This is a genomic window from Gallaecimonas kandeliae, assembly GCF_030450055.1.
In the GTDB taxonomy this organism is placed as follows: domain Bacteria; phylum Pseudomonadota; class Gammaproteobacteria; order Enterobacterales; family Gallaecimonadaceae; genus Gallaecimonas; species Gallaecimonas kandeliae.
In genome coordinates this window covers 650,454-664,454 of record NZ_CP118480.1, presented here as the reverse complement: position 1 = coordinate 664,454, position 14,001 = coordinate 650,454, and the positions used below count along the sequence as shown (strand labels likewise).

Here is a 14,001-nt window from a genome sequence, read left to right as displayed (position 1 = left end):
CAGTTTACTTTCCACAAATCGAAAACTACACTGTGCAGTGTAATTTATGGAGGAGCCGTCCATGTCCCACAATGCCCCCTTGCCAGATGACCTGCCCCGCTACCGCCGCCAGGGCAAGCAGTACCGCAACGCCGCCCCCATGCCCAAGGCCGGCCTCGGCAAGACCCTCAAGATCTTCTGGGACTTCTTCTTCAACAAACCCCGCCATACCCAGCCGGCCAGGGGTTTCGAGGTGGAAAAGCTGAGCCAGGCGCAGCTGCTGGCGGCGCCGGATCACAGCCTCTGGCGCCTGGGCCACTCCACGGTGCTGCTGAAATTGCACGGTCTGTTCTGGCTCACCGATCCGGTCTTTTCCGAACGGGCCTCGCCGGTGCAATGGCTGGGGCCCAAGCGCTTCCACCAGGTGCCCATCGGCATCAACGAGCTGCCGCCCATCGAGGCGGTGATCCTCTCCCACGATCATTACGATCACCTGGACAAGGCCGCGGTGCTGGCCCTGGAAGCCAAGACCAAGCACTTCCTGACCCCGACCGGAGTCGGTGACCTGCTGGTGGCATGGGGGCTGCCGGCGGGGAAGATCCGGCAGTTGGACTGGTGGCAGCAGACCCAGGTGGGGGACGTCAGCCTGGTGGCCACCCCCAGCCAGCATTTCTCGGGCCGGGGCCTTGGTGACGGCAACAGCCGGCTCTGGTGTTCCTGGGTCATCGACAGCGGCCGGCAACGGCTCTTCTTCAGCGGCGACTCGGGCTATTTCGACGGCTTCAAGGCCATAGGGGAGCAGTACGGCCCCTTCGACCTGACCCTGATGGAGACCGGCGCCTACGACGCCAACTGGCCCGGCGTGCATATGCAGCCCAGGGAGAGCCTGCAGGCCCACTTGGATCTCCAGGGCCACTGGCTGCTGCCCATCCACAACGGCACTTTCGACCTGGCCATGCACGCCTGGTACGACCCTTTCGAGCAGATCCAGGCCCTGGGATTGGCCAAGGGGGTGCCGGTGAGTACCCCGGCCATGTCGGAGCGGCTGGAGCTGGCCAGCCCCCACCGCGGCTCCGCCTGGTGGCGGGAGCTGGCCGAGGTTGAACCGGCCTGGGAAGCCAGTTCGGGCTGAGTGCTCAGCCCCCCATCAGGCATGCCGGCAGTTTGCCGCCATTCCTCTTGAGCTGCTCACGGGCCAGCTTCATCTGGTGGCTGTGCAGCTCATCCTTGTGCTGGCGGTAAAAAGCCAGGTTCTGGGGGCTGACGGCGGGACCGTCGTCATCGGTCTCCATCATGCCGGGATGCTGGGCTGCCATGTCCTTCATAGCCGCCCCCATCAGGGCCGACATGCCGAGGATGGCCTCGCGGGCCGTCAGGCCGACTTTGGACAAGGCCGCATGGACGCCGGGCTTGGCGTCGAAAGCGCCGATGGCCTGGTCCAGGCTTTGGGCCTCGTCCTGGTCCTTGAGCAGCACCATGGGCGAGAGCTGGCAAGGCTTTTCGGCCGCCAGCTCCTGGTAGCTTTCCCATTTCTTGAGGAAATCACCGGTCAGCTTGAAGTGGCTGACGGCGGCCATATCAGCGGGGCCTGCGGCGCCGGCACCGGCGTTGACGGAAGCCAGCAGCATGCTGGCGAAGAAGGTAGCGATGCGCATCTTTCTCACTCCTTGAAAGGTGGATGGCGATCTGTGGCCTAGCCTTTATCCCCTTGTCCTGCCGGGGCGACAGCCAGCTTCACCGGCCTTGAAGGCCAGCGCGCAACCATTGTTCACCTCTCGGGCAGCAACAGCAAGAGCAAGCCTCTTGATAAGCTGGGCTGCAGCCGTTCAACTGGGCTTTTACATTTCACACAAATAAATGGTTGCCTAGTAACAAGGCTAAGGTAGGCTGGAAACCGGCGTTGTTTCCCAAATCCGGTGAACCAATCCGCCTGACTGTGATCCGATCCCCGACGTATCGATGGGGAACAGCAGATGGGTCAGGCTAAACGCACTATCACCAATTGGGCAGACTACAACCGCGCCTTGGTTAACCGAGGCTCATTAACCTTCTGGATGGATGAAGCGGCTACCCGCCATTGGCATTGCCAACAGCATCACGGCGGTCGGGGTCGTGGTTTCGAATACAGCGACACCGCCATCGAGACAGCGCTGATGCTCAAGGGCCTGTTCGACCTGCCGCTGCGTGCCTTGGAAGGCTTTATCAACTCGCTATTCCAGTTGATGGAACTGCCGTTGACCTCGCCCAGTTACAGCTGCATCAGCAAGCGCGCCAAGACGGTCAACATCCGCTACCGCCTGCCCAGCAAGGGCCCAGTTGCCCACCTGGTTATCGACGCCACCGGGCTCAAGGTCTATGGCGAAGGCGAGTGGAAGCAACGCAAGTACGGCAAGGAGAAGCGCCGTGTCTGGCGCAAGCTACACCTGGCCGTCGATGCGCAGACCCATGAGGCTATCGCCGCCGAAGTCAGCCTGGAAAACGTCGGTGATAGCGAGGTACTGCCCGGCCTGCTCAATCCTCTGCGCCGCCGTATCGACCAAGTCAGCGCCGACGGGGCTTACGACAGCAGAGCCTGCCACCGGCTACTGCAAAGAAAAGGCGCCAAAGCCAGCATCCCGCCTCGCAAGACAGCGGGGTACTGGGAGCAAGGTCACCCAAGGAACGAGGCAGTGGCGGCGCTGAAAGCCGGGCAACTGGCCGAGTGGAAAAGGGAAAGCGGCTATCACCAACGCTCAAAAGCGGAAACGGCTATGTCGCGATACAAGCAGCTCATCAGCCCGAAGCTGAGTCTGCGCGACTACAACGGCCAAGTGGCAGAGGCTTTGGCTGGGGTGAAGGTGATGAACAAAATGCTGGGCCTCGGCATGCCTGTTCGCCAGGTCAGTTAAGGGCAGCAAGCCCTTTAGGAGCAGGCTTTCCAGGCTCTGATTTGATCAACAACGCCGTAACAAGGCTAAGGTAGGCTGGAAACCAAGACGGAAAACAACAAGCGCTCCAGGATCATGGGCAACAACCACTTTTTCTTCGGGGACTGGCAGGTTACCCCCAAGGCCAACAGCCTGCGCCAAGGCCAGCGCGTCAAGCAGCTGGAGCCCAAGGCCATGGACGTGCTGCTCTACCTCTGCCGCCACCCCGGCCAGGTGGTGGGCAGCGAGGAGCTGCTGGCCAAGTGCTGGCCGAACATAGAGACCGGCGACAACCCCCTGCACAAGACCATCACCCAGTTGCGCGCCGCCCTGGGCGACAAGGCCACGGCCCCCCGCTATATCGAGACCATCCGCAAGCGCGGTTACCGTACCCTGGCCGACGTGCGCTTCCCCCTGGGCGACGAGAAGGCTGCCGAGGTGGCGAACTGGCAGGGCGGCTCCCCCTTCCCCGGCCTGCAGCCCTACGACGCCAAGCATGCCGGCGTCTTCTATGGCCGCGGCAACCAGATCCATACCCTGCTGGAGCGCATCCACCACCAGGTGAAATTCGGCCGCGACTTCTGCCTGGTGCTGGGCCCCAGCGGCTGCGGCAAGTCCTCCCTTATCCAGGCCGGCATCATCCCCAACCTCACCACGCCCCAGGGCTACAACGGCCTGGGCCTGGTCAGCGACACCAGCCTGGACTTGGCCGACGTCAGCCAGGGCCTGCTGCTGCCATCCCTGGCCAGCGCCTTGCTGGATTGGGAGCTGGGTGGCCAGCCGCTCTTCGAGAACGAGAGCGCCGAGAGCCTCGCCGCCAAGCTGGCGGCCGAGCCCGACGCCCTGCTGGCCGGGCTCAAGGCCGCCCTGCCCCAGGGCCCTTATGCCCTGCCCCGCTACTGCCTCTTTATCGACCGCCTGGAAGTGCTGCTGTCCTCGCCGCTCTTTGGCGAGGCCGAGCGCCAGGGCTTTATCGCCTTGCTGGACGCCTTTGCCCGCAGCAACGCCGTACTGGTGCTGGCGGCCTGCCGCAACGACTTCTACCCCCAGTTGGTGAGCCACCCCAGCCTGATGGCCGGCAAGCAGAGTGGCGCCCATTTCGACCTGGAGCCCCCTGGGCGCAGCGAGCTGCTGCAGATGATCCGGCTGCCGGCCCAGGCCGCTGGCCTGACGTTCGAGCAGGACCCAGACAGCGCCCAGCCCCTGGACGAGCTGCTCTGCTTCGACGCCGCCGCCAACCCCGACGTGCTGCCCATGCTGCAATACATGTTGCAGCAGCTCTACCTGGCCCGGAGCGAAGCGGGCCTGCTGAAGGTCGCCGTCTACCGCGGCCTTGGCGGCATCGAAGGGGCCATAGGCCGGGCCGCCGAAGAAGCCCTTGGCCAGCTCAGCCAGGGCCAGCGCGACGCCCTGCCCAGGGTGCTCTCCTTGTTGGTCACCCTGCGGGAGGACGAGCAGTCCATCACCAGCCGCAGCGCCCGCCTCTCCCAGCTCGGCAGCGCCGAGGAAAGGGCCCTGGTACAGGCCATGGTGGAGAAAAGGCTCTTCGTCTCCCATCTGCAACAGGGGGAGCCCAGCTTCGGCATAGCCCACGAGGCCCTGCTGCGCCGCTGGCCCAGGGCCAGCCAATGGATAGCCGACCACAAGGACAGCCTGGCCCAGCAGGCCCGCCTGGGGCACCAGGCCAGGCGCTGGCAGCAGGAAGCCAAGGCCCCCGCCTACCTGCTGCCCGAGGGCAAACCCCTGGCCCAGGCCCAGGCCCTGGCAACCAACCCCCTGTTCAGCCTCGAGGAGTCGGAAAAGGCGCTGATCGCAGCTTCTGCCAAGAAGGCCAGGGGCCGCCGCGCCCTCAAGACGGGCACAGTGCTGCTGCTGGGCTGCCTGGCCCTGGTGGCCAGCCTGATGAGCCTGCGCAGCGTCCAGGCCGAGAAGCAGGCCACGGAGCGGCGGCTGGCGGCGGAAAAGCTGCTGGGTTTCATGGTGGGGGATTTCGCCGACAAACTGAGGGGCATAGGCCGCATGGATCTGCTGGACGGCATCTCCAGCAAGGCCCTGGAATACTTCACCAGTACCGGTAGTGACGACGACAACCTCGGCTTCGACGGCCGCTTCCAGCACGGCCAGACCCTGGAGGCCATGGCCGAAGTGGCCTATTCCCGGGGCAAGACGGAGGAAGCCAAGAGCGCCCTGCTGGCCGCCCAGAAAGAACTGCTACCGCTACAAAAAAGCCAGCCCCATAACCTGGAACTGCTGAAGTCCCTGGGGGCCAATGCCTACTGGCTGGGCCAGCTCCGCTACGATCAGGCCGACTGGCCGGGGGCCGCCGGCTGGTTCAGCCAGTACCTGACCTACAGCCAGGCCATGTTCGACCAGGCCCCCCAGGACGGCAACGCCCTGATGGAGCTGTCCTACGCCCTTAACAGCCTGGGCTCGGTGCAGATGAAGGAGCAGAACTTCGGCGAGGCGCGCCAACACTTCGAACGTTCCCTGGCCCTTAAGGAGCAGGCCCTGAAGCAGGACCCCACCAATGTCCAGCGGATGGCCGATGTGGTCGATACCCGCTCCTGGCTGGCCAGCGCAAATAGCGCTGAAGGTAGGGTCAAAGAAGCCCTGATCATCTATGAAAAAAATCGGCAGGAATTTAGCACTGAACATTTTTTGACAAATGGTTACATGCTGCATCGATTGGAAGCAACATTAAGACAACAAGCATTGCTGCTTTCTGGTTCAGGAAACAATGCTGAAGCAATAAGTGTGATAAAAGAAGCGTTAAAAGCAACACATGCAGCTCTGTCGCAAGACAAAAAAAATAAAACATGGAAAACACAAGAGCTATTGGCTCGCCTTTACTTATTTAATTTTTGCACTATCAGTTCATGTAGCAGCAATTACGACACACCACAATCATTACATAGATCAATTTTAGATTTCGCAAAAGATTCAAACGAACAACGCTCAACAGAATTGCTTTCAATTTTTTATAAGACGATCGCGCTCTATAGTCTCAATAATCATCCAGAGCTTGCTGATAATAACATAAGTATGGCTATTGAGCTTTATGAAAAACGTTATAAAGCAGAAAACAAAAAAGTAGCAGTATCGCTCGGATTAGCAGAAAGCTACTTAACAAGGAGTTCCATCCACCTCAATTTAGGCGAAAAGCTGCTGTCTAGTCACGACTGCAAAAAGGCTTTGTCTCTTCTATATCCTTTAGTGGCAAATAATAAATCACCAAGCATTATCACTCCCTACGCAAGAGCATTGGACTGCGTTGGAAAGTTATCAAATGAACAAGCGCTCTTACTCTTACTTAAGCAAGAGAACATACCAGCCAACTTTTACACCATGACAAGGAAATAGCAATGTCAATATCAGAAACCAACCCCAATTACCCGACCAAGCAGATCAACGTCATTATCAGCGGTGACGAGCAGAACGGCTTTAATTTTATTTACGAGGCCGAAGGCCAAAGCTGCGAATGCGTGATCGCAACTGGCCCTTGCTACCTGGAATATACCATCGTAGACAACGCCACCCAGCGGGACTACGGCTTTGCCTTTAACGGCGTCGCCTTCAGCAACCCCTTCAACAACGTGATCACCGAGGCCCAGATCATTAACGGCGGCCAGACCCTGGTGCTGACCAACCCCTATGACGTCAGCAAGGCCACTTCTGACCAATACAGCGTCGGCTTCCAGTTCGGCTTCAGCTTTAAAAACGCCCCTGGCGGCAGCAAGGCCAAGAACCTGTTGCTATTGAGTGCCGATCCGCAGGTCATCAATGACGACGAGGCAACTCTTCCTGGTTAATATCCTTGCCTAAAAAAAGGCGCCCTTAGGCGCCTTTTTTCTTTCCACTAGCCGTCCTTAAAACGCATACCTCAGCCCCAGGTCCACGGAGCGGCCTTGGCCTTTAAGCTGGCTAAAGCCCTGGCTCTTGTCCTGCTTGTACTGGGCGATGTTGACGCCGCCGAGCGGCAGTTGGTAGTCCCGGTCCAGCAGGTTGGTGACGGCGAGGCTCAGGGTCAGGGCCTTGGCCTGCCACTGGCTGGAGAGGTTCAGCAGGCCGTAGCCGGCCGTCTCGTTTTCCAGGCGCCGGGCGTCCACCCTATGCTTGCGGCCGGACCAGGCCCACTCGAGCTTGTTGGTCCAACTCCCAAACTGCTGGCTCAGGGCCAGGCTGCCCTGGATAGGGGCCAACTGGTAGAGGGCGCCGCCGCCGTCGCGCTCGCCGTGGCGGTAGCCGGCCTTGGCGGGCAGCTGCCACTGGCCAAGGGCCTGGCTGCTGGCCAGGGTCAGGGCGGCGGCGGCGTCCAGGCCGTAGAGGCGGGCATCGACATTGGTGAACTGCAACTGGTGACGGGTGGCGGCGCCGCTACCCAGGGTGCCTATGACGTCGGCGTCGATAAAGTCCTGAACCCGGGTGTAGTAAGGGCTCAGGCTCGCCTGCCAGTCGGCCCCCTGGTACTGGTACTTGAGGCTGGCGGTGTAGGCCGTTTCCGGCTTGAGGTTTATGTCGCCCACATAGCCGTTGCCGTCGCCGAACCAGCCGATCATGGTGCTGGCCATGGGGCTGCGGCCCCAGGAATAGCGCTCGTAGAGGTTGGGGGCGCGGTTCTTGCGGGCCAGGCCCAGTTGCAGCTGCTGCTCGCCGTCCAGCTGAACGCTTGCCAGCAGGCTAGCGTCCAATAGGTTGTCCGTCTTGCTGCGGTCGCGGCCGTTGAAGGCTTGGGCGGCGGCGCTGTCCATGGCCATCATCATGGAGCCGTAACCCTGCACTGGCCCTGTGTCGGTATGCACCTGTTCGAAGCGCAGACCGTAGTTGAGCTGCCAGGCGGCAAGGGCCAGTTCCTGCTCGGCGAAGGCGGCGATGCGCTGGCGCTTGCCGCCGTTGATGTTGAGGTAGTCGTTGGGGCCCATCATCATCGAGCCCGGCACGGCCGGCCAGCCGTCGTCGAGGCGAAAATCAAAGTACTCCTGGCCCAGCTTCAGGGTGCCGCCGCCGGCCAGGGGCTGGGTCCAGTGCAGCTGGTAGCCGCGATCAATGCCTTTGGTCTCCATGGGCATGGTGCCGGGTTTTTCCGCTGTGAAGAAGCCCATCTCGTGCTTGACCCCGTGCCAGTTGAGGCGCGCCTCCAGCTCCCCCGCCGCGAAGCGGCGCCGGTAGAGGGCGTTGGCCCCGAAGCTGCGGTTCTTGGTCATGTCCATGTACTGGTTGGGGAAGCCCTGGAAGGGGATATATTGGTGGCTGAGCTTGAGGGCCAGCAGCTGCTTTTCGCCTCTGTAGGCGGCGGTCAGGGCATGGTTCTGGGCCCGGTAGAGGGTGTCCAGCACCTTGTCGCCTTTGCCGTCATGGTAGCTGTCGGCGTCTTCGAAGGCGCCGTCGTACTTGAGGCTGAGGTCCTGGCTGGCAAGCTCGGCACCCAGGCCCAGGGTCTTGGTGCTGCTCACACTCTTGAAGCCGCCGCTCAGATAGCCCTGCCGCCAGCCGAGGCTGTCGCCACCGCCGAAATGGGGGTCGAGGGTGGTGACATTGATGACACCGGCGATGTTGTCGCCCCCCAGGCTCACCGGCGAGACCCCGGCCAGCACCTGGGCGCTGCCGATCTGGTTGCCGGACACATAGGAAAGCGGCGGGTTCATCTGGTTGGCGCAGGCGCTGCTGATGTCGGCGCCGTCCAGCTGCACCTTGACCCTGTCCCCCATCAGGCCGTTCAGCACCGGCAAGGCGGAGACGCCGCCGGCGGCGGAAAAATCTACCCCTTGCCCCAGCAGCTGGTCAAAGGTCGAGCCGCTCTGCTGGCCGGGCTGCTGGCCGTGGACTTCGATGATTTCGACGTCGTCTGCGAAGGCGGCGGTGGACAGGAGGGTGGCGATCAGCAGGGCCAGGGGCTTGGGGGAAAGAGGCATGGGCCGGGGTTCCTTCAGGGCAAAAATCTGGCGCGAGTATAGGGATGCGCGCCTGTCCTTGGGATGCGGCAAATTGTCGCACCCCAGCCTCGGCGGGGCCGCCCAGGGCGCTGCGAAGCGTCGAAAGGGCTGCGGCGAAGCCCCGGAAGGCAGAAGAATAACCCTTTAAAAACAAAGGATTGAACCGAAAGGTTAGCAGAAGGCAATAAAGAGGCCCGGCTTATAAGGTTATTGCCAACAACGGAACTGCCTGACGGATATAACAATGACAACCCGGCCTCCCCTCGGTACCGCCCTGCCGGCTGACGTCCTCGACGCGCCCGCCTCCAGCGCCGCCAACGAGGACGATCTGCTGGCGCTGATGCTGGAGCAGATGCAAGACCCCATGCTGCGCCTGGATCTGGCCGGCCAGGTCAATTTCGCCAACAGCGCCGCCCTGGCCTTGCTTGGCAGCGACATGGACGCGCTGCTGGAGAGGCCCTGGCAAGACTGGCTGACGCCGCCCTGGCAGGCCGACTTCAATGAGCGCCTGGCGGCCGGCCCCAGGGCCTTGGTCCAGGGCCCCACCGAGATGCTGGTAAAGCACTGGGGGGAGCACCTGCTGCCGGCCAACGTCTCGGTGTCCTACATGCCGGCCGGCACCCCCTGCCTGGTGGTCGGCATCCAGGACCTCAGCGCCCAGAAGGCCGAGATCAAGGCGCTCCAGCAACTGGCCGCCACCGACTGCCTGACCGGCCTTGCCAACCGCCGCACCTTCGCCGCCGCCCTGGACGAGCAGTGGGCCCAATGCACCAGCAAGCGCCGCCCCATCAGCCTGCTGGTGATAGACGTGGACTACTTCAAGCTCTTCAACGACCAGTACGGCCACATGCAGGGCGACAAGTGCCTGAAAAGGGTGGCCCAGCAGATAGCGGCGGCCCTGCCCGGCGGCCATTGCCTGGCCGCCCGCTACGGCGGCGAGGAGTTCGCGGTGCTGCTGCCCGGCTGCAACGGCGAGATGGCCAGGAGCGTGGCCGAGGTGATACGCCGCCACATCAACGACCTGGAGTTCCAGGGAGAAGGCCTGCCCTTTGAGGTGCGAGTCAGCGTCAGCCAGGGCATCGCCACCGAGGCCAGCGGCCAGTTCCGCACCGCCGAAGCCCTTTTGTTCGCCGCCGACACCGCCCTCTATAGGGCCAAGACCGACGGCAGGGACAGGATCAAGGTCTCCTGCTGAGCCGGGCTGCTTGCAACAGCCACCTCAGCGGGGACCGCCTTATCGAGCGGGGTTCCCGGCTCCCCCCAAAAGCCGGACGACTCACCAGCAGGGAAACACAAAGGGGAAAGGAAAATGACGACACCAAACGGCTTTAACCTGGAATCCACCCAGTTTGTCGACAACTACCTGAGGACGGACGGCAATATCGTCAATTGCCAATTCAAGGCGGGGCCCTGGGAAAGGTGGCAGTTCCTGCCCCAGGCCGGCGGCACCAGCTACCTGATGGAGTCGGTGCAGTTTCCCGGCACCTTCCTGACGGTGATGGCGGGCAAGGTGGGCACAGTCCACGCCCAGGCCGAGGCGACGCTCTTCCAACTGGAGGTCTGCGACGTCAGCGACACCCGCAGGGTCGCCTTGCGGGCACCGTCCGGCGACTACGTCACCATCACCAGCGGCATGGACGCGCCCTACGGCCCCGGCGGCGGCCAGGTGCAGTTGCAGCCCTACTCCAGCAAGTCGGTGTTCATCCTGATGCCCGCCTACGCCGGGGACCAGCCGGAAGTGGTGCAGGTGGACGTCAGCGAGCACCCGGCCATGCCCAGCGACCTCAAGGCCAGCTTCCTGGTGGGCCCGGACAACCTGGAAAGCGCCAGCCGCTGCGACGTCATCAAGTACAACGAGCTGACCTACTGGGCCTACTCCTACATCGACAACAGGGTGGGCATGGCCATAGTCGCCTACGACGCCAAGGGCCAGCAGGTCAAACGCTGGGACATGAGCGGCGCCCGCTACCAGTGGAAGATCACCACCGACGCCCAGGCCAAGACGGTGACCTTCCTGGGCCAGGCCTCCAACAGCATCACCATGAGCTGGGCCCAACTTGCCGACACCTGAGCCCCATGGCCGATAACAAAGCCGCCCACCAGGGCGGCTTTTTGTTCAGTCCTTCACCGACATCAGCAGCGCCAGGGCCCGCAGGCGCTGGCCTTCGTCATAGAGGTCATTGGTGAACATCAGCTCGTCCACCTCCAGCTCCCTGACCAGGGCCTCCAGGCGGGCCTTGAGGCTGGCCGGGCCGCCCGCCACTTTCAGCCCCAGGAAGGCGTTGACCGAGGCCTGTTCGGCCGGGCTCCAAAGGCCGTCCATGCTCTGCACCGGCGGCTTGAGCCAAAGCGGCTCGCCGCGCATCAGCGCCAGGATCCGCTGCAAGGAACTGGTGCCGATGAAGGCCGCCTCTTCGTCCGTTTCGGCGGCGACCAGGGGCAGCCCCAGCATCACATAGGGCTTGGCCAACGCGGCGCTGGGCTGGAACTGGCTGCGGTAGAGGCGGACGGCGTCATAGACGAAACGGGGGGCGAAGTGGCCGGCAAAGGCGTAGGGCAGGCCCCTGGCCGCCGCCAGCTGGGCGGAAAAGAGGCTGGAGCCCAGCAGCCAGATGGGCAGGCCGCTGCCCTCCCCCGGTATGGCCCTGACCTTCTTGGCCGGGTCCCTCGGGCCCAGCAGCCGCTGCAACTCGGCCACTTCCTCGGGAAACTGCTCGGCGCGCCGCTCGTCCCGGCGCAGGGCGCGGGCGGTCAAGGGGTCCGAACCCGGCGCCCGGCCCAGGCCCAGGTCGATACGGCCGGGGTAGAGGGCGTCCAGGGTGCCGAACTGCTCGGCCACCACCAGCGGCGGGTGGTTGGGCAGCATGATGCCGCCGGAGCCGACCCGGATGCGCGCCGTGCCGCCGGCGATATGGCCGATCAGCACGGCGGTGGCGGCGCTGGCGATGCCTTCCATGTTGTGGTGTTCGGCCAGCCAGAAGCGGTTGAAGCCGAGGCGTTCCGCCTCCTGGGCGTAGCGCAGGCTGTGGGCCAGGGTGGCGCCGACAGTGCCGCCCTGGCGCACCGGCGCCAGCTCCAGCAACGAAAAGGGGGTATCAGCGAGCAACGACATAAGGCCTCCTGTTCAGTGGCGCCAGTCTAAGCCGCTGGGGGCCGCCGCAACAGTAGGCACGCTTTGGGGAGCTGGGCACCAAAAGGTGACTTTTGCCAAAAACAAAAGCCGCCCGCAGGCGGCTTTCTTTGGCGACTTTATGCCTCAGGGCATGCCCAGGTAGTTGGGCAGCCAGAGGGACACGGCCGGCACATAGGTGACGATCATCAGGAAGCCCAGCAGCAGCACCAGCCAGGGCAAGGCCGCCCTGATGGTCTGGCCAAGGGGCATGCCGGTCACCGCCGAAGTGACGAAGAGGTTGAGGCCCACAGGCGGGGTGATGAGGCCTATCTCCATGTTCACCACCATCACCACCCCCAGGTGGATGGGATCTATGCCCATCTGGATGGCGATGGGGAAGAGGATGGGGGCCAGGATCAGGATGATGGCCGAGGGCTCCATGAAGTTGCCCGCTACCAGCAGCACCAGGTTGACGATCAGCAGGAACATCCAGGGTGACAGCCCCAGGCCCGCCACCCAGGCGGCTATGGTCTGGGGGATCTGCTCCGTGGTCAGCACGAAGGCGAAGACCATGGCGTTGGCGATGATGAACATCAGCATGATGGTCAGCTTGCCCGCCTCCAGCAGCACCTCGGGGCATTCCCTGACCTTCATGTCCTTGTAGACGAAGAGCGCCACGAAGCCGGCGTAGACGGCCGCCACCGCCGCCGCCTCGGTGGGGGTGAACATGCCCGAATAGATGCCGCCGAGGATGATCACCATCAGCAGCAGGCCCCAGATGGCCTGGCGGCCGCTCCCCAGCCATTGGCGCAGGGTGGCCCTGGGCATGGCCGGCAGCTGTTTCTTGCGGGCCACCAGGTAGATGGCCACCATCAGCAGCAGGCCCAGCAAGGCCCCAGGTACCACGCCGGCCATGAACAGCTTGCCCACCGAGCTGTCGGTGGCGGCGGCATAGACCACCATGACGATGGAGGGCGGGATCAGGATGCCCAGGGTGCCGGCGTTGCAGACGATACCGGCGCCGAATTCCTTGGGGTAGCCGGAGCGCACCATGCCGGCGATGGCGATGGAGCCCACCGCCGCCACCGTCGCCGGCGAGGAGCCGGACAGGGCCGCGAACAGCATACAGGCCAGCACCGCCGCTATGGCGAGGCCGCCTCGTATATGGCCGACGGTGGCGTTGGCGAAGTCGATGAGGCGCCGCGCCACGCCGCCGCTGGTCATGAAGGCCCCGGACAGCAGGAAGAAGGGGATGGCCAGCAGGGTGTAATGCTCCGAGGTCTCGAACAGCTTGATCACCAAAGAGCGCACCGAATCCTGGCTGAAGAAGAAAATGGTCAAGGCCCCTGACAGCCCCAGGGAGATGGCGATGGGCACGCCGATCAGCATCAGCAGGAACAGCATGAAGAAGAGGAAGAGGATGGTCATTGGTGGTGCTCCCCGTCCATCATGTGCTTGAGGGCGTCACCGGCCTCGTCGGCCAGGCCCAGGCCCGTTTGCAGGCCGCGGATGATGCGGATGAACACCTCCACGAAGCGCAGGGTCAGCAAGGCAAAGCCCACAGGCACCACGGCGCCTATGGCCCAGAGCTTGATGCCCACCTTCTCCAGATCTTCGGCATAGACGCCGGCCCTGTAGAGGGTGGCCACCCAGTCGTAGCTGGCGTAGCAGAGCATCAGGCCGTAGAGCAGGCAGGCCAGGCAGGCGATGATGCCGATCACCTTCTGCAGCGGCTTGTTGAAGAGCCTGACCACCACATCAACGCCGATATGACCGGCGGTGCGCACCCCGTAAGCCATGCCCAGGAAGATGAGCCAGGCGAAGAGCGCCTTGGTCAGGGCCGTGCTCCAGGTCATGGCCTGGGCCAGGCCGATGAAGAAGTCCCCTATCTTCAGGCAGAAATCGCTGCTGCCCTGCCAGCCCTTGTCCGCCAGCCAGTCCGACAGGTCGTAGAAGGGGGTGTAGAGGTTGTTGAGCATCACGTAGACGAAAGTCACCAGGGTCATCAAGGCCAAAAGGAAGGCGATGACGCCTTCCTCCAGCTTGGCCCAAACCCGCATCAGTACTGCCATGC

Annotated in this window: 11 protein-coding genes; 6 read left to right on the top strand and 5 right to left on the bottom strand. The window is 63.2% G+C overall.

Annotated elements, in window-relative coordinates; translation table 11 throughout:
- The first annotated feature begins 61 nt into the window (after window positions 1-61).
- Complete coding sequence (locus PVT67_RS03125) at window positions 62-1,111, top strand: MBL fold metallo-hydrolase (protein WP_301497716.1); 1,050 nt, start codon at window positions 62-64, stop codon at window positions 1,109-1,111.
- A 4-nt stretch (window positions 1,112-1,115) separates the two neighbouring features.
- Here the strand turns inward: PVT67_RS03125 and PVT67_RS03120 are convergent, their stop codons facing one another.
- Window positions 1,116-1,634 carry a hypothetical protein gene (locus PVT67_RS03120; protein ID WP_301497714.1) on the bottom strand — a complete coding sequence of 173 codons (519 nt, stop codon included), beginning with the start codon at window positions 1,632-1,634 and terminating at the stop codon, window positions 1,116-1,118.
- 318 nt (window positions 1,635-1,952) lie between these two features.
- On the opposite strand from PVT67_RS03120, the gene PVT67_RS03115 reads away from it, so the two are divergent.
- From PVT67_RS03115 to PVT67_RS03105, 3 genes are all read left to right on the top strand, one after another.
- Window positions 1,953-2,867 (top strand): IS5 family transposase, encoded by a 915-nt coding sequence (locus tag PVT67_RS03115; RefSeq protein WP_301494219.1) that lies wholly within the window; start codon window positions 1,953-1,955, stop codon window positions 2,865-2,867.
- Window positions 2,868-2,981: 114 nt separating this feature from the next.
- A complete protein-coding gene (locus tag PVT67_RS03110) occupies window positions 2,982-6,245 on the top strand; it encodes an nSTAND1 domain-containing NTPase (RefSeq protein ID WP_301497711.1) in 3,264 nt (1,087 codons plus the stop codon).
- Between the two features lie 2 nt (window positions 6,246-6,247).
- Entirely contained in the window at window positions 6,248-6,694 is a 447-nt protein-coding gene (locus PVT67_RS03105; RefSeq protein WP_301497709.1) for a DP-EP family protein, read from the top strand.
- A 57-nt stretch (window positions 6,695-6,751) separates the two neighbouring features.
- Here the strand turns inward: PVT67_RS03105 and PVT67_RS03100 are convergent, their stop codons facing one another.
- A complete protein-coding gene (locus PVT67_RS03100) occupies window positions 6,752-8,794 on the bottom strand; it encodes a TonB-dependent receptor (RefSeq protein WP_301497707.1) in 2,043 nt (680 codons plus the stop codon).
- A gap of 265 nt (window positions 8,795-9,059) precedes the next feature.
- Here PVT67_RS03100 and PVT67_RS03095 point away from each other — a divergent pair, with 265 nt between their 5' ends.
- Together PVT67_RS03095 and PVT67_RS03090 are read left to right on the top strand one after the other, a co-directional pair.
- A complete protein-coding gene (locus PVT67_RS03095) occupies window positions 9,060-10,010 on the top strand; it encodes a sensor domain-containing diguanylate cyclase (protein WP_301497705.1) in 951 nt (316 codons plus the stop codon).
- A 114-nt stretch (window positions 10,011-10,124) separates the two neighbouring features.
- Window positions 10,125-10,886 (top strand): fascin domain-containing protein, encoded by a 762-nt coding sequence (locus tag PVT67_RS03090; RefSeq protein ID WP_301497702.1) that lies wholly within the window; start codon window positions 10,125-10,127, stop codon window positions 10,884-10,886.
- 45 nt (window positions 10,887-10,931) lie between these two features.
- On the opposite strand, the gene PVT67_RS03085 is transcribed toward PVT67_RS03090, so the two are convergent.
- The 3 genes from PVT67_RS03085 to PVT67_RS03075 form a co-directional block, all read right to left on the bottom strand.
- Window positions 10,932-11,927 carry an LLM class flavin-dependent oxidoreductase gene (locus PVT67_RS03085; protein WP_301497701.1) on the bottom strand — a complete coding sequence of 332 codons (996 nt, stop codon included), beginning with the start codon at window positions 11,925-11,927 and terminating at the stop codon, window positions 10,932-10,934.
- 144 nt (window positions 11,928-12,071) lie between these two features.
- Complete coding sequence (gene dctM, locus PVT67_RS03080) at window positions 12,072-13,355, bottom strand: C4-dicarboxylate TRAP transporter large permease protein DctM (protein WP_301497699.1); 1,284 nt, start codon at window positions 13,353-13,355, stop codon at window positions 12,072-12,074.
- Entirely contained in the window at window positions 13,352-13,999 is a 648-nt protein-coding gene (locus tag PVT67_RS03075) for a TRAP transporter small permease (protein WP_301497697.1), read from the bottom strand. Before PVT67_RS03075 ends, dctM begins: the two co-directional genes overlap by 4 nt.
- Between the last annotated feature and the right edge of the window lie 2 nt (window positions 14,000-14,001).

What these genes read in the sequence shown, in the direction of transcription:
- PVT67_RS03125 (WP_301497716.1), top strand. Translation starts at nt 62, where the DNA reads ATGTCCCACAATGCCCCCTTGCCAGATGACCTGCCCCGCTACCGCCGC.
- PVT67_RS03120 (WP_301497714.1), bottom strand. Translation starts at nt 1,634, where the DNA reads ATGCGCATCGCTACCTTCTTCGCCAGCATGCTGCTGGCTTCCGTCAAC.
- PVT67_RS03115 (WP_301494219.1), top strand. Translation starts at nt 1,953, where the DNA reads ATGGGTCAGGCTAAACGCACTATCACCAATTGGGCAGACTACAACCGC.
- PVT67_RS03110 (WP_301497711.1), top strand. Translation starts at nt 2,982, where the DNA reads ATGGGCAACAACCACTTTTTCTTCGGGGACTGGCAGGTTACCCCCAAG.
- PVT67_RS03105 (WP_301497709.1), top strand. Translation starts at nt 6,248, where the DNA reads ATGTCAATATCAGAAACCAACCCCAATTACCCGACCAAGCAGATCAAC.
- PVT67_RS03100 (WP_301497707.1), bottom strand. Translation starts at nt 8,794, where the DNA reads ATGCCTCTTTCCCCCAAGCCCCTGGCCCTGCTGATCGCCACCCTCCTG.
- PVT67_RS03095 (WP_301497705.1), top strand. Translation starts at nt 9,060, where the DNA reads ATGACAACCCGGCCTCCCCTCGGTACCGCCCTGCCGGCTGACGTCCTC.
- PVT67_RS03090 (WP_301497702.1), top strand. Translation starts at nt 10,125, where the DNA reads ATGACGACACCAAACGGCTTTAACCTGGAATCCACCCAGTTTGTCGAC.
- PVT67_RS03085 (WP_301497701.1), bottom strand. Translation starts at nt 11,927, where the DNA reads ATGTCGTTGCTCGCTGATACCCCCTTTTCGTTGCTGGAGCTGGCGCCG.
- dctM (WP_301497699.1), bottom strand. Translation starts at nt 13,355, where the DNA reads ATGACCATCCTCTTCCTCTTCTTCATGCTGTTCCTGCTGATGCTGATC.
- PVT67_RS03075 (WP_301497697.1), bottom strand. Translation starts at nt 13,999, where the DNA reads ATGGCAGTACTGATGCGGGTTTGGGCCAAGCTGGAGGAAGGCGTCATC.